The organism is Mycobacterium sp. NPDC050441 (genome assembly GCF_040655355.1).
GTDB lineage: Bacteria > Actinomycetota > Actinomycetes > Mycobacteriales > Mycobacteriaceae > Mycobacterium.
On sequence record NZ_JBFAJS010000003.1, the window covers coordinates 117942 to 137551 of the forward strand.

The window sequence follows — 19610 nt, forward strand, 5'->3', positions numbered from 1 at the left end:
TGTAGCGCCGGCAGCTAGCGGATCCACCGCGGCTATCACCGTCGATATCCCAACCACCCGCGGTAATTCCGCTGTTCGTCGCTGTTCGCTGCGCCGTCGTGAGTTCGTGGCTACGGTGGGCAGTGGTGGAACTATCGAAACGAGCGAGAGGGATCACCATGGCAGGAACGTTCGATCCGAAAAAGGGCGGCAAATTCGAGCCGACCACCAAGGCCAAGCCGCCGCCACCGCCGCGGCCTGGGGGCAACAAGAAGTAGTCAGACAGGACTGCCCACGTGCGAGCGTTTCAGCTCACACGTGGGCAGTTACGTTTACGGGACTGCGTGGACGCTCTGGACGTCCGGGTCGCGCTGCAACCCGGCCAGCCGCCGCTTCGACGCCGCCGACTGGATGACCTGCGGCCACCAGAACCACCGGCCCAGTAGAGCCGCGATCGCCGGGGTCATGAAAGACCGCACGATCAGAGTGTCGAACAGCAGGCCGAGCGCGATGGTGGTGCCGACCTGTGCCATGACCTTGAGATCACTGAACGCGAACGATGCCATGGTGAACGCGAACACCAGACCCGCCGAGGTCACCACCGAACCGGTGCCCGCCATCGCCCGGATGATGCCGGTTTTCAGGCCACCGGACAGCTCCTCCTTGAAGCGGGACACCAGCAGAAGGTTGTAGTCGGACCCGACCGCCAGCAGCAGGATGACCGACATCGCCAACACCATCCAGTGCAGTTCCAGCCCGAGTAGGTGCTGCCAGACGAGCACCGAAAGGCCGAAGGACGCGCCGAGGGACAAGAGCACCGTGCCGACGATCACCGCTGCCGCCACCGCGCTGCGCGTGATCAGCAGCATGATGATGAAAATCAGTGACACCGCGGCGATTCCGGCGATCATCAGGTCGTAGAAGGACCCGTCCTTCATGTCCTTGTAGGTGGCCGCGGTACCCGCCAGATAGATCCTGGAGCCCTCCAGCGGCGTGCCCTTGAGCGCTTCCTTGGCCGCCAGCTTGATCGGCTCCACATGGTTGACGCCCTCCGGCGTCGCGGGATCGCCCTCGTGACTGATGATGAACCGCACCGACTTTCCGTCGGGTGAGATGAAGCTCTTCATGCCGCGTTTGAAGTCCTTGTTGTCGAAGGCCTCCGGCGGGAGATAGAACGTATCGTCGTTGCGCGCCTCGTCGAAGGCCTTGCCCATCGCAGTGGAGTTCTCCTGCATGGCGGCCATCTGATCCTGCTGACCGGCCTGGGTGGCCCGCTGCGTCAGCATCATCGTCTTCATGCTCTTCATGGTCTCGATCTGCTGCGGCATCAACGCGGCCAACTGCGGCATCAATGTGTCCAGGCGCTCAAGGTCGGGCAGCAGCTCCTGGACGTCATCGGTCAAGGGGTCGATCCCGTCAAGGGTGTCGAACATCGACCGGATCGACCAGCACAGCGGGACGTCGAAACAGTGCGGCTCCCAGTAGAGGTAATTGCGCAGCGGACGCAGGAAATCGTCGAAATCGCCCAAATTGTCCCGCAATTCGGCGATGTCGAGAGTCATCGTCTTGGTCTTGGCGACCATCGAATGAGTGATGTCGGCCATCTGCAGGGTCAGCTGCGACATCCGCTCCATCGTGTCGATGGTCTTCTGCATCTCGTCGGCCTGAACCAGCATGTCGGCCATCCGGTCCTGGTTGTACTTCCGGTTCATCGTGTTCAGCGTGCCCTGCCTGCTGAGCAGGAACGGAATCGACGTGTGCTCGATCGGGCGGCCGTTGGGCCGGGTGATGGCCTGCACCCGGGAGATTCCGGGGACGCGGACGATCCCCTTGGCGATCTTGTCGATGACGAGAAAGTCTGCGGGGTTTCGCAGGTCGCGATCGGTCTCGATCATCAGCAATTCCGGATTCATCCGCGCGGCGCTGAAATGCCTTTCCGCGGCGGCATATCCGACATTGGCGGTCAGGTCGGAGGGCAGGTATTTGCGGGCGTCGTAATTGGTCTTGTAACCCGGCAGTGTGAGCAGGCCGATGAGTGCCAGGCCCAACGTCGCAGCCAGGATCGGACCGGGCCACCGGACCACCGCGATGCCGACCCGCCGCCAGCCACGCGACCGGATACTGCGCTTGGGCTCGAAACGCCCGAACCGGCTGCCGATCACGATGACCGCCGGGCCCATCGTCAGCGCGGCGATGACCGCGACGAACGTGCCCACCGCACATGGCACGCCCATGGTCTGGAAGTACGGCAGGCGGGTGAAACTCAGGCACAACATCGCGCCGGCGATCGTCATGCCGGACCCGAGCACCACATGAGAGGTACCGCGGAACATCGTGTAGTACGCGGTTTCCCGGTCTTCACCGGCACCACGCGCCTCTTGATAGCGACCGATCGCGAAGATCGCATAATCGGTTCCCGCCGCGATGACCATCAACGTCAGGAGGTTGACCGCGAAGGTCGACAAGCCGATGACGCCGGTATGGGCCAGGAGTGCCACGATGCCTCGGGCAGCACCTAGCTCCATGAACACCATGAGCAGTACCAGGATCATGGTGGCGATCGAGCGGTAGACGAGCAGCAGCATCACCGCGATCACCACGAGCGTGATGGCGGTGACCCGGGCGACGCTCTTGTCGCCGGCGTGGTGCTGATCGGAAACCAGCGGCGCCCCCCCGGTCACGTACACCTTGATCCCGGCCGGGGGCGATGACTGGTTGACGATGTCACGCACTGCGGCAACTGATTCGTTGGCCAGCGTCTCGCCCTGGTTGCCACGAAGGTACAGCTGGACGTAGGCGGCCTTGCCGTCGTTGCTCTGCGCACCCGAGGCCGTCAACGGGTCGCCCCAGAAATCGGCCACGTGCTGCACGTGGGCGGTGTCGGCCTCGAACTTGTCGACCATGCCGTCGTAGTAGTGGTGTGCGTCGTCGCCCAGGGGCTGCTCGCCTTCCAGCACCACCATGGCGTTGCTGTCGGAATCGAACTCCTGGAAGTTGCTCCCGATCTTGCGCATGGCGATCATCGCCGGCGCGTCCTTTGCGCTCAGCCCGACGGTGTTCTCTTCGCCGACTTTCTCAAGCGGTGGGACGAAAACGTTCGTCAGGATGGTCAGGGCCACCCAGCCGAGCAGGATGGGCACGGCCAGCACACGGATGACGCGGGCGATGCCCGATCTATCCGGTCCCGCGCTCGTGCCCGTTGCCTTGGTCTGCACAACCCGCCCCTTCGATCAGGCCACTGTCGCCCGGTGGGACAGGTCGCAAGCGATACACATTCGCAATCGCGCGTAATATACCTAGCCTGTCAAAGTGTAAGTGTCAATAATCACTTTGCCGGTCCACTGACAGCTACCTCACAGCTACGGCGCATGCGCTCCCACGGCCAGGTCATCAGCGCCCAGACGATGATGACGATCACGACCTCGGCCAGCAGATATACGGGCCACGGGCCGAGAACGTCCAGCAATGACGCGGTGGGCGGCTTCCGGTTGAGGTAGCCGTAATTCGATCCGGTGACCACGTTGAAGGTGAAGGTGACGGCCGCCCACGCGAGCGTCGCGACGACCGCGAAGCCGTAGTCACGCCAACGCGGCCGCATCCCTCTCCCCCAGGTGAGATAGATGGCCGCCCACACCACGAGCACGTGAAGCGTGAAGAACGTGACGAAGAGATGGTGGGGAAAGTCCGGAGCGCCGTCTTTGGCCGTACCGATGTCTGGCGTGATCAACGCCTGTGAGCTCAGGACCAGGCCCCAGTAATAGGTGAGTACGAAGGCCCAATGCCGTTGCGACCACAGGGCATACGCCGCCGCGAGTTCCGCGAGGTCGCACAGCTGCAGGGGTACCGAGGTGTCGACCGTGGGGTCGACCAGCTTGTAGGCGAGCGCCACGAGAAAGGCCGCGATGAGCGCAACCGCCAGGACACGGCTCAGGATTCGGGCGTGCGACTGGGTCTGCCGGCGACCGATCACGAGCAGCAGCACCGCGCCGACCGCGAACACCGCCAGCACCACCAGGTGCGACGGCCCGTATGCCGAGAACTCGCGTTGCGCAGCCAACAAATTCGATCAACTCCCCCGTTTCATCGCAGGGAACGATTACCCATGATCGCAGGCGGGGCCGCGTCTCTGCGTTGAAAAACGAAGAAGGGCCGCATCTCTGCGGCCCTTGCCTCGGGGACTGCCTAGACCCACCCGATTCCGGCGGGCGGTGCGGAAGGCGCGGATGTCGACGTACCAGACCCGGGCGGCTGCGTTCCGTACCCAGGTGTATCCGGGCTGTACCCCGGCGCCGGGCCGTACCCCGGTTGCGGACCGTGCAGCGACGTGTTCGGGCCGGAGCCCGGCAGTGGGCCATACACCGGCGTCGGACCGGACCCCGGCAACTGGCCGAACTCAGGCAGCTGACCGTAATCCGGCAGCGCGGGGCCGTACCCGGGCGGCGACTGGCCGGACCCGGCGAGCAGCTTCGACGCGATGAATGCCGCCGCCTGGGTGGTGTACACGGGGACGTAGCCCTCGGTGTGCCCGCTCCATTCGTTGCCCTGGCCCTCGTGACAGATCGGATCCATCGGGTTACACAGGTCGATCGCCTTGGACCCGTACAGTGCGCTCTGGGTTGCTATCGATTGCTTGGTTCGGGTGCCCACGTCGCCGAAGGTGGTGATCGCCACGACGTTGTCGGCGTATTCACGCGGTAGCGAATCGCCCCACGTGATGTTGCCCAGCGGGTTGCCGGCCACAATGTTGATCACACTCGCGCCCTGCGAGTATCCGCCCAGCACGATCTTGGTGTCAGGGCAGGAGGACAGCGTGGACTTGATGTGGGAAATCGCGTCTTTGGCGCCGTCGCCGCCGTGCAGCTGCAGCTTGCTGGCCTTGTAGTTGACCCCGTAGCTGTCGATCTTCATGCCGGCGGTCTGCTTGCGCAGTGCATCGACGAGGGCATCGCCGACCCGGCCCATACCGGCCGGCTCATCGGTGCCACGCGCGAAGACGACCTCCGCATCGGCGCAGTCGGCGGCCGACGCTACCGGCGGCGCGGTGAGAGCGGCGAGCGGAGCTCCCGCGGTGAGAAGTGCAGCAGCGCCAAGCCCGACCCAGCGACCACCTGACCGCCCGCTGCCCTGTTGAGGGCCACGTTTGCGGTGAGAAAACATGCCTCAATCTAACCCGTAACCAGGACGAGTGGACTCATGTGTGCGGATGGCCGGCCCCGGCTCCGTGGTGAAAGGGTGGTGACAGAAAAGAAAACAGGCCAGGGATTAGATCCCTGACCTGCATCTTCTCGGTGGAGCTGCCGGGAATTGAACCCGGGTCCTACGGCATGTCCTCGAGGCTTCTCCGTGCGCAGTTCGCTGTGCCTCTACTCGGATCTCTCAGTCACGCGAACAAGCCGAGATGACGATCCCAGTCGCTGTTTGATGTCCCCACGGATTCCGCGACCGAACCCGTGGGTGGGTCCCTCTAGCTGATGCCAGGGTCCGGGTCGAGGGCGCTCCCGGTCTGACAGACACGCAGTCGCTTAGGCAGCGAGTGCGTAGTCGCGCTGATTGGAATCGGCGCTTAATTGGTTGCAACGACGCTTACGGTGGTCTCTTGCCTGCACCGGCACGCTTCCCTTGATTCGATGCGCGAAGTCGAAACCGATCAGCCCCTCGCATCCCTGTCGAATCTCGGCAGGACAGTCAATGGTACGTCAAACCCAACGGCGAACGCCAAGCCATTATTCCGAGGCATTTTCGTGTCGGGCAGCAGGCACGCACGCTAGCGGTCGTCGGCTGCGCTGATGTGGTCGAGGAGGTCGTCGCCGGAGTCGAATTCGACGACCTCGACATCGTCGTCCTTGTCGTCCTTGTCGTCCACGATCACGCCGTCGACGTCGAAATCCGGATCGAGCTGCACGCGGATCCAGCTGTCGGGGAACTGCTTCGGCGCGGCGAACGACAGCAGGAACGCGTCGTGAAAGACGGCTGTTGACGCGAGCACCAGGTCATCGCGCAGGTCGGTGGTCTCGTGGACGGGCTGATCGCCGACCGCCTCCTCGATCTCCTCCGCGATCGAGTCGATGGTCCGAGCCCATTCCTCGGGTGTGATCGCGACTAGTCGCTCAATACGGCCAAGGAGCACAGGGACATCCGGATCGGGCCTGTCGTCGAGTTCGGGGTCGACGTTCACGGTGACATCGATTCCGATCGCGGGCATCCGAGCAGTGCCATGAACGAATCCGTCGTCGGCCACCGGCACCGCGAGCAGACCGCTCCGGACAATCTCGTCCCGCAACAGATCGATCGGACCCATCAGTTCGTCCTTTCCGAAGACGACGCAAGGGGCCCTACATGCCCTTGGCGCGGCGGCCCAACTCGCGGGTGATCTCCCGGTCGGCGTCGCGCTTGGCCAGGTCCTGGCGCTTGTCGTGGGCCTGTTTACCGCGGGCCAGCGCCAGCTCGACCTTGACCTTGCCGTCGGAGAAGTACATCGACAACGGCACCAGGGTGAGGTTGCCGTCGCGGATCTTGCCGATCAGGTTGTCGATCTGAGAACGGTGCAACAGCAGCTTGCGGTTGCGCCGCGGGGCGTGGTTGGTCCAGGTGCCGTGGTGGTATTCGGCGATGTGCACGTTGCGCAGCCAGATCTCGCCGTCGTCGACGGTCGCGAACGCGTCGGCCAGTGAGGCCTGGCCTTCACGCAGGCTCTTGACCTCGGTGCCCATCAGCGCGATACCTGCCTCATAGGTATCGAGGATCATGTAGTTGTGCCGTGCCTTGCGATTGCTGGCCACAATCTGCTTATTGCCGGCAGGGCTGGACTTCTTGGTCACGGCGATTTCACAACTACCTTCGTATGTAGAGCCGCAGCGTCACGTACGCGGTAATGCCGGACATCGCCAGGCCGAGGAACAGCATCCACGGTGCGCTGAAGTAGAGCACGTCAGCGTAGTCGACTCTGGCAATCAAATTCGACTGATAAAACTGGTCGAGCGCTTTCTCCAGGAACACCGCTCGCACCACGATCAGCCCGACGATGGCGATCACCACACCGATCAGGGCTGCGATCATCGCCTCCACGAGGAACGGCAGCTGGGTGTACCAGCGGGTGGCGCCGACCAGACGCATGATTCCGATCTCGTTGCGCCGTGTGTAGGCGGCCACCTGAACCATGTTGGCGATCAGCAGCACCGCACCGATCGCCTGCACCAGTGCCACCGCGAAGGCGACGCTACTGAGACCGTCGAGCACGGCGAACAATCGGTCGATCAGATCCTTCTGGTTGAGCACGTTGAGCACACCGGGCTGCCCCTGCATCGCCTTGTCGAACGCGTCATGCTGCTCGGGGTCGTTGAGCTTGACGATGAACGACGCCGGAAACGCATCCTTGCCCGCGACATCCTTGTACTGCGGGAACTTCTTGATCGCGTCGTTGTAGGCCTGCTCGCGATTGAGGAAGCTCAGCGAGCGCACGTCGTCACGGTCGTCGATCATGCGGTACAGCGCCTTGCACGCGTCGGCGTCGCAGTTCGGGTCGTTGGCCGAGATGTCGTCGGTCAGGAACACCTGGCTCTCGACGCGGTCGAGGTAGATGTCACGGGACTGGTCGGCCAGCCGCACCACCAGCAGACCGCCACCGAACAGGCCGATGGAGATGGCGGTGGTCAGGATCATCGCCACCGTCATCGTGACGTTGCGACGAAGCCCGGTCAGAACTTCATTGACAAGAAAGCCGAAGCGCACTTAGCGATCCATTCCGTAGACGCCGCGCTGCTCATCACGGATCAGCCGGCCGAGTTCGAGTTCGACGACCCGCTGGCGCATGGAGTCGACGATGTGGTGGTCGTGGGTGGCCATCAGCACCGTGGTGCCGGTCCGGTTGATCCGTTCCAGCAGGTCCATGATGTCCTTGCTGGTCTCGGGATCCAAGTTTCCGGTGGGCTCGTCGGCGATCAGTACCAGCGGACGGTTGACGAAGGCCCGCGCGATGGCGACACGCTGCTGCTCGCCACCGGACAGTTCGCTCGGCAACCGGTTGGCCTTGCCGGACAGGCCGACCATCTCCAGCACATCCGGGACCACCCGGTTGATCACCTCGCCGCGCTTGCCGATCACCTCGAGCGCGAACGCCACGTTCTCGAACACGGTCTTCTGCTGCAGCAGCCGGAAGTCCTGGAACACGCAGCCGATGACCTGACGCAGGCTCGGGACATGCCGGCCGGCGAGTTTGTTGACGTGAAACTTGGAAACCCGGATGTCACCGGAGGTGGGCGTCTCGGCCGCCAGCAGCAGCCGCATGAACGTCGACTTGCCCGAACCCGACGGGCCGATCAGGAAGACGAACTCACCCTTGTCGATTTTCAACGAGACGTCGTCGAGCGCTGGGCGCGCCGAAGACTTGTAGTGCTTCGTCACGTGGTCGAGGGTGATCATCACGGCACGCCAGTGTAGCGGGGCGGAAGTATCCGGCTGGTCAGGCTATCGCGGCAATGTCGGCGCCACCGGCTCCTGGCCGGGTAGCGGCTGCTCGGTGGGCGGGGCCGACGCAGGCCCGGGCAACACCGGCAACGTGATGGGCGGGATCAGTCCCGGACCGTCCGGATCGAACACCGTCGTCCGGGGCGCCCCGGGCAACGGCGTGGTCGTGGGACTGGTCGGCTCCCCGGGCGCAGGCTCGGTCGGAGTCGTGGTCTCCGTCGGAGTCGTCGTCTCCGGGGTGGTGGTCTCGGTGGTCTCCGGAGTCTCCGTCGGCGTCGTCGAACGGGGGGTCTGCAGCTTGGTGCGCGGCACCCAGGTGTAGTCGGGGTCGGGCACGAACCCGGGCGGTACCACCTGGGTGTCGGGCTCCTGGGGTGCGGTCTGCTTGGGCCGGTACTCCTGCTGCACCCACGACAGCGCGACGAAAACCACGATCAACACCACTGTCGATGTGCGGACCCGGCCCACCCGGCTACGCCAGAGCTTTTCGGCGGCGTCGGTCACCCGCGAGAAGTCGAGTTTCACTTCTTCGGCTCCTGCGTCGCGCCTTGAGGTGTCGCGACCGTCTCGGCGACCGCAGCCGGGTTCATGAAGTCCCCCGCCGCCGCGACCGACGCGTCAGACGACGTCACCACCCCGGCGCGGCGCAGCGCCCGCACCACCCGGACCCGCAACCGTCTGCCCACGTCGAACTGTTTGCCCGGCAGGGTCCGTGCGACCATCCGCAGGTTCACCGTGTCGACTCCGATGCTCTCGACGCCCATCAGCTGCGGCTTGTCGAGCAGCAGCCTGGACAATTCGCGATCTTCGGTGGCCTTCTCGGCGACATCGTTGAGCACATCGTTGACAACGTTGAGGTCGGCGCTGACCGGCACGGGGATGTCGACGACCGCTCGCGCCCAGTCCTTGGACAGGTTCAGCGCCTTGACGATCTGTCCGTTGGGCACGGTGTACATCTCGCCCTCGGACGACCGGAGCTTGGTGACCCGCAGCGTGACGTCCTCGACCGTGCCCTCGGCCTCGTTGGCCGCCGCGATCGTCAGCCGGACCAGATCGCCGAAGCCGTACTGCTTCTCGGTGATGATGAAGAAGCCGGCGAGCAGGTCCTGCACGATGCGCTGCGCACCGAAACCCAGCGCGGCGCCCAGCACCGCGGCGGGGGCGACCAGAGAGGCGACCGGCACCGCGAGAGCATCGGTGACCTCGACGAGCACGATGATGAACAGGACTGCCACCGACACCCAGGAGATCACCGAGGCGACCGCCTGCCGGTGCTTGGCGCTCTCCGAGCGCACCAGCTGATCGCTTTCCTGATACTCGGCGTCGATCCGGCGCACCACACGCTGCGCCGCCCAGTTGATGAAGCGCGCCGCAAGCAGGCCGCCGATGATCAGCAGGGCGATGTGCAGTCCGGTGGTCAGGATCCAGACACCGATCTCGCCGGCCCAGAAATCGTGCCAGCGGTCGGCGAGGGGAAGGGCTAGCACCGTGTTAGTCGTCGTCATCTTTTCTGTTGCGCCATCTGATCCCCGCTTCCAGGAATCCGTCGATGTCCCCGTCCAACACCGTGGCCGGGTTACCGACCTCGTACTCGGTGCGCAGGTCCTTCACCATCTGATAGGGGTGCAGCACGTAGGACCGCATCTGGTTACCCCATGAGCTGCCGCCGTCACCCTTGAGCGCGTCCATTTCGGCACGCTCCTCCAAACGCTTGCGTTCCAGCAGCCGTGCCTGCAGAACCCGCATCGCCGCGACCTTGTTCTGCAGCTGCGATTTCTCGTTCTGACAGGTCACCACGATGCCGGTGGGTATGTGGGTGAGCCGGACAGCGGAGTCGGTTGTGTTCACCGACTGCCCGCCGGGACCGCTGGAGCGGTACACGTCGACGCGCAGGTCGCCTTCGGGGATCTCGATGTGGTCCGTGGTTTCCACGACCGGGAGCACCTCGACGTCGGCGAACGACGTCTGGCGCCGGCTCTGGTTGTCGAACGGGCTGATCCGCACCAGTCGGTGGGTGCCCTGTTCCACCGAGAGGGTGCCGTAGGCGAACGGAGCGTGCACGGCGAAGGTCGCGCTCTTGATCCCCGCCTCCTCGGCGTAGGACGTGTCGAACACCTCGACCGAGTAGTCGTGCTTCTCGGCCCACCGGATGTACATCCGCATCAGCATCTCGGCCCAGTCCGCGGCGTCGACGCCACCCGCGCCGGAGCGGATCGTGACGACGGCTTCCCGCTCGTCGTACTCACCCGAGAGCAGGGTGCGGACCTCGAGGGTCTCGATCTCCTCGCGGAGCTTGGCGAGCTCGGCATCGGCCTCGGCCAGGGTTTCGGATCCCCCTGCTCCCTCGTCTTCGGCGGCGAGTTCGAACAGCACCGGCAGATCCTCGACGCGCTGACGCAGGTCCTGCACCCGGCGCAGTTCACTCTGCGCGTGCGAGAGCTCACTGGTGACCTTCTGGGCCCGCGACTGGTCGTCCCAGAGCTTCGGATCGGAGGCCTGCTGCTCGAGCGTGTCGATCCGCTGGCGCAGGCCATCGATGTCGAGCACCCGCTCCACTGTCGTCAGGGTGGTGTCGAGTGCGGCTACGGCGGCTTGGCGGTCTGGATCCACGAATGTTCAGGGTACCCGGCGGCATTTCGGCGGCAGTTCTCTCCGACTCGCGGCAGCGCAGACGATCTGTGTTTAAAGTCGGTTGGTACCCGGCCCAGCACGCCGTCAGCCGGGTCTGTGACGGTTTTTCCGCTCGTAAGAAGGCAGGGTATGCGCCCATATCACGTGGCGATCGTCGGCTCCGGCCCCTCGGGATTCTTTGCTGCCGCATCGCTGCTGAAGTTCGCCGATCTACCCGACTCCGATCGCGATGTGCGAGTCGACATGCTCGAGATGCTGCCGACCCCGTGGGGGCTGGTGCGCTCGGGCGTGGCGCCCGACCATCCGAAGATCAAGTCGATCAGCGCGCAGTTCGACAAGACCGCGGCCGATCCCCGGTTCCGGTTCTTCGGCAACATCAAGATCGGCGAGCACATCACTCCCGCCGAGTTGGCGCAACGCTACGACTCGGTGATCTATGCGATCGGGGCGCAGTCCGACCGGGCCCTGCACATCCCCGGGGAAGACTTGCCCGGCAGTGTGGCCGCGGTTGATTTCGTCGGCTGGTACAACGCCCATCCGCATTTCGACGGCATGGCACCCAACCTGGCGGGCGGGCGGGCCGTGGTCGTCGGCAACGGCAACGTCGCCCTGGACGTGGCCCGCATCCTGGTCAGCGACCCACAGGCCCTGGCCAACACCGACATCGCCAACCACGCGCTGGCCTCACTGGACACCCGCGGGGTGGAAGAGGTGGTCGTGATCGGACGCCGGGGCCCGTTGCAGGCGACGTTCACGACTCTGGAACTGCGCGAGCTGGGCGACATGGAGGGGCTGGGCGACGTCGACGTCATTCTCGACCCGGCCGATTTCGCGGGTATCACCGACGATGACCTCGAAGCGGCGGGCAAGACCGTCAAGCAGAACATCAGAGTGCTACGCAAGTACGTCGACGAGCCACCTCAAGAATCCAAGCGGCGCATCGTGTTCCGCTTCTGCACCTCCCCCATCGAATTACGCGGCGAGGACCGGGTCGAGTCGATCGTGCTGGGCCGCAACGAACTTGTCCGCGATGCGGACGGACGCATGGTGGCCAAGGACACCGGGGAGCGCGAGGAGCTGCCGGTCCAGCTGGTGGTGCGGGCGGTCGGCTACCGCGGCGTGCCCACCCCGGGACTGCCGTTCGACGAGCGCTCCGGCACGATTCCGCACACCGACGGCCGAATCGACGGCAGCCGGAACGAATACGTGGTGGGCTGGATCAAGCGGGGACCGTCCGGCGTGATCGGCAGCAACAAGAAAGACTCGCAGGCGACGGTCGACACCCTGCTCGACGATCTTCGAGCGCGCGGCGTCGACGAGCACGGTTCGGAACACGGCGAAGAACTGGCCGAGTGGCTGCTGGGGCACCAGCCCGCCCTCGTCACCGGCGCGCACTGGCAGCTGATCGACGCGCACGAGCGCGCCGCCGGCGAGTCAGTCGGACGGCCCCGGGTGAAGCTGGCCAGCGTGGCCGAGCTGCTCCGGATCGCCCACGCCTGATCAGGCCGGCGGCGGCTCCGCGGGCGCCATCGCCCAGTTGTCCGGGTTGCTCGGGGAGTAGACCACCGGGAACAGCGTCCCCATGGTCGGCCAGTTGTCCACGTCGACCGCCATGCGCTGATACACGACGTGCTCGCTGACGGTCGGTCCGGTGATGACGCCGGTGATCGTGACGTACTGCTCCCCCGTGGCATCCGGGCGCGGACTCACCCCGGTCACCAGCAACGTGCCGTGCGCCAGCTCACCGCGAATTCCCCGGCGCCGCATGATCCGTGGTGCCAGCAGCAGCACGAGGGCACCCACGAGCAACAGGAGTATGCCGATTTCCCACACGAGGCCATGGTAGGACTTCTGGCATGAGTACCACCGCGGATGACATGGCATTGGCCCTCGAGTTGGCCGATCAGGCCGACGCACTCACCATGGACCGCTTCGGCGCCCTCGATCTGCGCATCGAGACCAAACCCGACCTGACCCCGGTCACCGATGCCGACCGCGGAGCCGAGGAAGCCCTGCGCGCATCGCTGGCCACGGCCCGCCCGGACGACACGGTGTTCGGCGAAGAGTTCGGTGGGACAACGACATTGACCGGCCGCCAGTGGGTGATCGATCCGATCGACGGGACCAAGAACTTCGTCCGCGGCGTCCCGGTGTGGTGCACATTGATCGCGTTGCTCGAAGACGGCGTCCCGACCATCGGCGTGGTGAGTGCACCGGCACTGGCCCGGCGATGGTGGGCAGGCCTGGGACAGGGCGCGTTCGGTTCGTTCGCCGGAGCGACCCGCAAACTGTCGGTGTCGGCGGTCGGCGACCTCGCGTCGGCAAGTCTGTCCTACTCCGACCTCACCACCGGCTGGGACGACCGCCGGGACAGCTTCGTCGCGTTGACGGATGCGGTGTGGCGGGTGCGCGCCTACGGCGACTTCTGGTCGTACTGCATGGTCGCCGAGGGCGCGGTGGACATCGCCTGCGAACCCGAGGTGAAGCTGTGGGACATCGCCCCGCTCGACATCCTCATCCGCGAGGCCGGCGGCACGTTCACCAGCATCGACGGCACCCCGGGCCCGCACGGCGGCAGCGCGCTGGCCACCAACGGGCCGCTCCATGGACAAGTGTTGGACCGGCTCGCCGGCAACTAGTTCACGGCTGGAGCACGTACCGACCACGCACTCCGCCCTTGGCGAGCGCCCGGTGGGCATCGGCCACCTGATCCAGCGGCAGCACGGCATGCACCCGGGCCTGCAACTGGCCGGACGCCGTACGGGCGAGGAGGTCGGCGAGCCGAGTGCCGTCGGGGTGCGCCACGACGGCCGCAACGGCGATGCCACGCTCGGCCGGCGGAGGCGAACTCGGCTGCACCCCGACGAACTGCCCGCCGTCGCGGACGAGCGCGAGGGCCTCCTGTTGCATCGCACCGGCATCGGCGACAGCGTCCCACCCCGGCTCTGCATCGGCCGTGAAGTCGGCACCCAGGCCGCGGACGAACTCCTCGTCATGCGCGCGGGCCAGGCCGGTCACCTTCCAGCCGCGCTCCCGCGCGAGCGCGACGAGGTAGCCCCCGACCGCACCGGCCGCACCGGTGACCAAGAGGCGGCGACCGTCGGCGGGCGCGTCGCCGAGCAGATCGAGGATCTGGGCTGCAGCTAATCCGTTGAGCGGCACCGTCGATGCCTCGATCAAGTCCAGTCCGTCGGGTACTACGGCAACGTCGGCCACCGGAACCACCAATTGCTCGGCGTACGTGCCGTAGTTACGGTCGAAACCGGCGACCGGCGTACCGATGGCCAGACCCGCGCCGGCACCGGCGGCTTCGACGGTGCCCGCGAAATCCCAGCCGAGCCCGGTCCAGTTCGGTTGATCGACTAGTCCGAGATCGTGGAACACGCCGCCGGCGACCCCGAGGTCGACCGGGTTGACCGCCGCTGCGGCGACTTTCACGCGGACCTGCCCGGGGCCTGGTTCGGCCAGCGGAACATCGATGATCTCGATCGAGTCCGGGCCGCCCGGAGTACGGACAACAGCGGTGCGAAACGTGGGAACAGACATGAAAATTCACTCCTCGAAGCCTTGTGGTGAACTGCCCTCCTGCTCCACGATGGATGGGTAGCTCTCCAATGGGAAGTACGCACCTCGAAGTGCGTAAGTCACCTCGCATCGAACGGAGCCGACGTGCCGACGACGACCGCAGCCCAGAAGCGGGCGCGAGCAAAGATGGAATACGACGCCTTCCTGGCAAATTGCCCCAGCCGCCAGCTGCTTGACCGCATCAGCGACAAGTGGGTCGCGTTGATCCTGGCGGCGCTCGGCGGCGACGGCCCGCGCCCCGGAATGGGCGGGGCCGGCGAGCCACGTTCGATGCGCTACTCCGAGATCTCCCGGCGTCTCGCCGGAGTCAGCCAGAAGATGCTCACCCAGACGCTGCGCGCCCTCGAGCGCGACGGACTGCTCACCCGCACAGTGACCGCAAGCGTGCCGGTCACGGTCACCTACGAGCTCACCGACCTCGGCCTTTCACTGCACCACCTGATGGCCGGGGTCAAGTCGTGGGCCGAGGCGCACATGGACGAGGTTCACGCGAACCGCGAGAAGCACGACCAGCTTTCCGCAGCTGAACCCTGATCCCACATGGTGTGAGGTTGGTAACAGATGCCATACCTTACTCCAGAGTAAGATACGGTCAGATGCGTCGCCACGACCAACAGAGGCAGCTGACATGACCAACACCCTGCCGTCCAAGAACGGCACCCCTTCCCGTCCCTCGACCTCCGGCCAGCAAAGCGCGGTCGGTCTGCACAAACACAAGCGGACAGCGACCGACATCGGGTTGGCGCTGATCACTCCCATCGTCGGCCAGGAATTCCTGGACCGCTACGGCCTGCGCGACCCGCTGAACCGTGGAATCAAATACGGTGTCAAACACGCCTTTTCGGCCGCAGGCGCGGCCACCCGCCAGTTCCAGCGCATCCAGGGCCTCGGAAAGTCGCCGACCCGGCTGAAGGCCAGCGGGGCCGACTACTTCGACCTGACCCCCGACGAAGACCAGCAGCTGATCGTCGAGACGGTCCGGGAGTTCGCCGCGGAGATCCTGCGGCCGGCGGCCCACGATGCCGACGAAGCCGCGGCCTACCCGGCGGATCTGATCGCCAAGGCCGCCGAGCTGGGCATCACCGCCGTCAACGTGCCCGAGGACTTCGACGGCATCGCCGAGCACCGCAGCACCGTCACCAATGCACTCGTCGCCGAGGCCCTGGCCTACGGTGACATGGGGCTGGCTCTTCCGATCCTGGCGCCCGGCGGCGTCGCCTCGGCACTGACCCACTGGGGCAGCGCCGACCAGCAGGCCACCTATCTCAAGGAATTCGCCGGCGAGAATGTGCCGCAGGCCTGCGTGGCAATCGCCGAACCGCACGCGCTGTTCGACCCCACCGCGCTCAAGACCACCGCGGTACGCACCCCCAGCGGCTATCGTCTCTCCGGGGTCAAGTCGCTGGTGCCGGCCGCCGCCGATGCCGAATTATTCATCGTGGCAGCGCAATTGAACGGCAAGCCGGCGATGTTCATCGTCGAGGCCTCGTCACCGGGACTCACGGTCAAGGCCGATCCGAGCATGGGCATCCGGGCCGCGGCGCTGGGCCGCGTCGAACTCGACAACGTGGCGGTGCCGCTCGGCAACCTCCTCGGCGAGGATGGCGCAACCGATCAGGATTACTCCGAGGCCATCGCCCTGTCCCGGCTGGGCTGGGCCGCGCTGGCCGTCGGCACCTCGCATGCGGTGCTCGACTACGTCATCCCATACATCAAGGAACGCACCGCGTTCGGTGAGCCGATCGCCCACCGCCAGTCCGTGGCGTTCATGACCGCCAACATCGCCATCGAACTCGACGGCCTGCGGCTGATCACCTGGCGCGGCGCCGCCCGCGCCGAGCAGGGCCTGCCGTTCGCCCGCGAGGCAGCACTCGCGCGCAAGCTCGGCACCGACAAGGGCATGCAGATCGGCCTGGACGGTGTCCAGCTGCTCGGCGGTCACGGTTACACCAAGGAACACCCGGTCGAACGCTGGTACCGCGATCTGCGAGCTATCGGCGTCGCCGAAGGTGTTGTCGTCATCTAGCCCTGGGTCATTCCTGTTATCTGAGCTGAAAGACTAATCATGGCAATCAATCTGGAAATGCCCCGTAAGCTCCAGGCGGTCATCGAGAAGGGCCACCAAGGCGCCGCCGAGATGCTTCGCCCGATCTCGCGCAAGTACGACCTCGCCGAGCACGCCTACCCCGTCGAGCTCGACACTCTGGCCACGCTCTTCGAAGGAATCTCTCAAGCCAAGACGATCTCGTTCGCCGGCGCCGAGGCGTTCCGTGACGACGCCAACGCCAAGGGCGACAAGACCACCGTCAACGGTGCCAACATGTCCGCCCTGCTCAACGCACTCGAAGTCAGCTGGGGCGATGTCGCCCTGCTGCTGTCGGTGCCGCGTCAGGGCCTGGGCAACGCCGCCATCTCCTCGGTGGCCACACCCGAGCAGCTCGACCGCCTGGGCAAGGACGTGTGGGCCGCAATGGCGATCACCGAGCCGTCCTTCGGGTCGGATTCGGCGGCAGTCACCACGACCGCGGTGCTCGACGGCGACGAATACGTGATCAACGGTGAGAAGATCTTCGTCACCGCGGGTTCGCGCGCCACCCACATCGTGGTGTGGGCGACGCTGGACAAGTCGTTGGGCCGGGCGGCGATCAAATCGTTCATCGTGCCGCGCGAGCATCCCGGGGTCACCGTCGAGCGTCTCGAGCACAAGCTGGGCATCAAGGCGTCCGACACCGCGGTGATCCGCTTCGAGAACGCACGCATCCCCAAGGACAACCTCCTGGGCGACCCGGAAGTCCACGTGGAGAAGGGTTTTGCCGGGGTCATGGAGACCTTCGACAACACCCGGCCGATCGTGGCCGCCATGGCGGTCGGTATCGCCCGCGCCGCACTGGAGGACCTGCGCGCGATCCTCACCGACGCCGGTATCGAGATCTCCTACGACAAGCCCGCCCATGCCCAGAGCGCCGCGGCCGCGGAGTTCCTGCGCATGGAGGCCGACTGGGAGTCCGGCTACCTGTTGACGGTGCGCTCGGCATGGCAGGCCGACAACAGCATCCCCAACTCCAAGGAAGCCTCGATGGGCAAGGCCAAAGCCGCCCGGGTGGCCAGCGACATCACCCTCAAGGCCGTCGAAATGGCAGGCACCACCGGCTATTCCGAGCAGACCCTGCTGGAGAAGTGGGCCCGCGACTCCAAGATCCTCGACATCTTCGAGGGCACCCAGCAGATTCAGCAATTGGTGGTGGCCCGCCGCCTGCTGGGCCTGTCCTCGGCCGAGCTGAAGTAGCTTTCTCGGCGACCAGTCCCCCGCAAGCGGGAGGTGCCCCCAGTAAAACTGCCCAAAACCGCATGGTTTTGGGCAGTTTTGCGTCTGTTCGGCCAGGACGGTCGTGGAGACCGGCACGACCGGCACGACCGGCGCGGGTCAGCATCGACCTGCTGACAGCCGCCGGCTATCAGGTGGTGGCGTCAATCGGAAAGCCCGACCAGGCCGATCCCGAGGCCGGGGCCGGGGCCGGGGCCGTAGACAGCGAAATCGCCCAGAACACCAGGTGTTCTGGGCGATTTCGTTATCGCGTGTTGCCGGGCTTAGCCGAGCACCCGCTGCAGGTCCGGAACCATGGCCTGCAACTGCTGACCCCAGTAGGCCCAGTTGTGCGTGCCGGATTCCGGGAAGTTGAACACACCGTTGGTGCCGCCTGCGGCGATGTAGTTGTCCTGGAACGTCCGGTTGGTCTTGATGGTCAGGCCTTCGAGGAAGGTGGCAGGCAGGTCGCCGCCGCCCAGCTCGTTGGGCTGCCCGTTACCGCAGTAGATCCAGAGCCGCGTGTTGTTGGCCACCAGCGTGGGGATCTGCAACATCGGGTCGTTGCGCTTCCAGCCGCTGTTCGGATCCTCCGTCGGACCCCACATGTCGTTGGCCTTGTAGCCGCCGGCGTCACCCATGGAGATGTTGATCAGGAATGGCCACCACCCCTCGGAGGGGTTCAGGAAGCCCGACATCGAACCGGCGTAGATGAACCGGTCCGGGTGGTACGTCGCCAGGATCAGCGCGGCGGAACCGGCCATCGACAGACCGATCGCGGCGTTACCGTTCGCAGCGACGTCGCGGTTGGCGGCCAGCCACTGCGGCAGCTCGCTGGTCAGGAAGGTCTCCCACTTGTAGGTGGTGCAACCGGCCTTACCGCAGGCCTGGTTGTACCAGTCGGCGTAGAAGCTGGACTGACCACCAACGGGCATGACCACCGAAAGGCCGCTGTTGAGGAACATCTCGAACGCGTTGGTGTTGATGTCCCAGCCGTTGAAGTCGTCCTGAGCACGCAGGCCGTCGAGCAGGTACACCGCGTGCGAACCCGGCCCACCGCTCTGGAACTGAATCTTGATGTCGCGGCCCATCGACGGCGACGGGACCATCAGGTACTCCACCGGCAGACCCGGCCGGGAGAACGCTCCCGCGGTCGCCGACCCGCCGGTCACTCCGATCAAGCCAGGCAGCATCAGTGCTGCCACAGCCGCCACCGTCATGCGGCGTGCCCAATGGCCACGAATCTTGTCAATGAAGGTCATACTGCGAATCCATCCGTCTTCCGGGTCAATTACGCCCTTTTGTGCGATCAGCGATCAACATCGCCAAGCGACACCACAGCGATCGACTCGCTGCGTTGCCACGCCCGCTCGCTACGCCCGGACGCTTCAGAAGGCGTAACGGAGCGGACCAAAGAATTCAGTTGTTGCGCCATGAGTAAAGCACGCGTCCACGACAGGGGAAAACCCGCGGCGCGCCGCCGAACTGCACATCTGCGGATTTCAAAAAGTGATTTCGACTTTATCTATTGCCCGTCGGCGGGTGATCTACCTGGGAAAACGGCTCGACACTCGCGACGGCGCGGGTGACGTTCGATGAACACCGATGCGCATCTGTTCACAACTGGTGTCCGGAGGGTTATCTGATC

General features: G+C 65.4%; 18 protein-coding genes and 1 other RNA gene. 5 read left to right on the plus strand and 14 right to left on the minus strand.

Translation table 11 applies throughout. The features are described from left to right. Window positions 1-311: 311 nt before the first annotated feature. The 11 genes from AB0I14_RS09560 to prfB all read right to left on the minus strand — a co-directional run bounded on the left by AB0I14_RS09560 (window position 312) and on the right by prfB (window position 11052). Entirely contained in the window at window positions 312-3194 is a 2883-nt protein-coding gene (locus tag AB0I14_RS09560; RefSeq protein ID WP_358019419.1) for an MMPL family transporter, read from the minus strand. Between the two features lie 110 nt (window positions 3195-3304). Next, window positions 3305-4039 carry a TIGR02206 family membrane protein gene (locus tag AB0I14_RS09565; RefSeq protein WP_358019422.1) on the minus strand — a complete coding sequence of 245 codons (735 nt, stop codon included), beginning with the start codon at window positions 4037-4039 and terminating at the stop codon, window positions 3305-3307. Window positions 4040-4161: 122 nt separating this feature from the next. Continuing rightward, window positions 4162-5136, minus strand: a complete 975-nt coding sequence (locus tag AB0I14_RS09570) for a cutinase family protein (protein WP_358019424.1) — start codon at window positions 5134-5136, stop codon at window positions 4162-4164. 129 nt (window positions 5137-5265) lie between these two features. Beyond that, window positions 5266-5634: a transfer-messenger RNA gene (gene ssrA / locus AB0I14_RS09575) on the minus strand. A 109-nt stretch (window positions 5635-5743) separates the two neighbouring features. Beyond that, window positions 5744-6277 carry a cytochrome C5 gene (locus AB0I14_RS09580; protein WP_358019427.1) on the minus strand — a complete coding sequence of 178 codons (534 nt, stop codon included), beginning with the start codon at window positions 6275-6277 and terminating at the stop codon, window positions 5744-5746. Between the two features lie 34 nt (window positions 6278-6311). After that, window positions 6312-6797, minus strand: coding sequence for an SsrA-binding protein SmpB (gene smpB, locus AB0I14_RS09585; protein WP_358019430.1), 486 nt, complete (start codon window positions 6795-6797; stop codon window positions 6312-6314). Window positions 6798-6810: 13 nt separating this feature from the next. Then, window positions 6811-7707 carry a permease-like cell division protein FtsX gene (gene ftsX / locus AB0I14_RS09590; RefSeq protein ID WP_358019433.1) on the minus strand — a complete coding sequence of 299 codons (897 nt, stop codon included), beginning with the start codon at window positions 7705-7707 and terminating at the stop codon, window positions 6811-6813. Then, window positions 7708-8397, minus strand: a complete 690-nt coding sequence (ftsE, locus tag AB0I14_RS09595; RefSeq protein ID WP_064896558.1) for a cell division ATP-binding protein FtsE — start codon at window positions 8395-8397, stop codon at window positions 7708-7710. It lies immediately after the preceding gene. A 45-nt stretch (window positions 8398-8442) separates the two neighbouring features. Next, window positions 8443-8967 carry a hypothetical protein gene (locus tag AB0I14_RS09600; RefSeq protein WP_358019436.1) on the minus strand — a complete coding sequence of 175 codons (525 nt, stop codon included), beginning with the start codon at window positions 8965-8967 and terminating at the stop codon, window positions 8443-8445. Then, window positions 8964-9947 (minus strand): mechanosensitive ion channel family protein, encoded by a 984-nt coding sequence (locus tag AB0I14_RS09605; RefSeq protein ID WP_358019439.1) that lies wholly within the window; start codon window positions 9945-9947, stop codon window positions 8964-8966. The genes AB0I14_RS09600 and AB0I14_RS09605 overlap by 4 nt, the downstream gene beginning before the upstream one ends. After that, window positions 9934-11052: a peptide chain release factor 2 gene (prfB, locus tag AB0I14_RS09610; RefSeq protein ID WP_358019441.1), complete on the minus strand. Its 1119-nt coding sequence runs from the start codon at window positions 11050-11052 to the stop codon at window positions 9934-9936. The genes AB0I14_RS09605 and prfB overlap by 14 nt, the downstream gene beginning before the upstream one ends. Before the next feature lie 150 nt (window positions 11053-11202). Between prfB and AB0I14_RS09615 the strand changes: the two genes are divergently transcribed. Then, the gene (locus AB0I14_RS09615; protein WP_358019444.1) at window positions 11203-12573 is read left to right on the plus strand and encodes an FAD-dependent oxidoreductase; all 1371 of its coding nucleotides are present in this window, start codon (window positions 11203-11205) and stop codon (window positions 12571-12573) included. Here AB0I14_RS09615 and AB0I14_RS09620 read toward each other — a convergent pair whose 3' ends face one another. Beyond that, the gene (locus tag AB0I14_RS09620; protein ID WP_358019447.1) at window positions 12574-12906 is read right to left on the minus strand and encodes a hypothetical protein; all 333 of its coding nucleotides are present in this window, start codon (window positions 12904-12906) and stop codon (window positions 12574-12576) included. A 23-nt stretch (window positions 12907-12929) separates the two neighbouring features. Here AB0I14_RS09620 and hisN point away from each other — a divergent pair, with 23 nt between their 5' ends. Continuing rightward, window positions 12930-13712, plus strand: coding sequence for a histidinol-phosphatase (gene hisN, locus AB0I14_RS09625; protein WP_358019450.1), 783 nt, complete (start codon window positions 12930-12932; stop codon window positions 13710-13712). A gap of 1 nt (window position 13713) precedes the next feature. Here the strand turns inward: hisN and AB0I14_RS09630 are convergent, their stop codons facing one another. Further along, a complete protein-coding gene (locus AB0I14_RS09630) occupies window positions 13714-14619 on the minus strand; it encodes a zinc-binding dehydrogenase (protein ID WP_358019453.1) in 906 nt (301 codons plus the stop codon). Between the two features lie 123 nt (window positions 14620-14742). Here AB0I14_RS09630 and AB0I14_RS09635 point away from each other — a divergent pair, with 123 nt between their 5' ends. From AB0I14_RS09635 to AB0I14_RS09645, 3 genes are all read left to right on the plus strand, one after another. Further along, a complete protein-coding gene (locus tag AB0I14_RS09635) occupies window positions 14743-15192 on the plus strand; it encodes a helix-turn-helix domain-containing protein (RefSeq protein ID WP_358019456.1) in 450 nt (149 codons plus the stop codon). A gap of 94 nt (window positions 15193-15286) precedes the next feature. Further along, complete coding sequence (locus tag AB0I14_RS09640; RefSeq protein WP_358019459.1) at window positions 15287-16684, plus strand: acyl-CoA dehydrogenase family protein; 1398 nt, start codon at window positions 15287-15289, stop codon at window positions 16682-16684. A 39-nt stretch (window positions 16685-16723) separates the two neighbouring features. Beyond that, window positions 16724-17944 carry an acyl-CoA dehydrogenase family protein gene (locus tag AB0I14_RS09645; protein ID WP_358019462.1) on the plus strand — a complete coding sequence of 407 codons (1221 nt, stop codon included), beginning with the start codon at window positions 16724-16726 and terminating at the stop codon, window positions 17942-17944. A 302-nt stretch (window positions 17945-18246) separates the two neighbouring features. On the opposite strand, the gene AB0I14_RS09650 is transcribed toward AB0I14_RS09645, so the two are convergent. Then, a complete protein-coding gene (locus AB0I14_RS09650; RefSeq protein ID WP_358019465.1) occupies window positions 18247-19224 on the minus strand; it encodes an alpha/beta hydrolase family protein in 978 nt (325 codons plus the stop codon). Window positions 19225-19610: the final 386 nt, after the last annotated feature.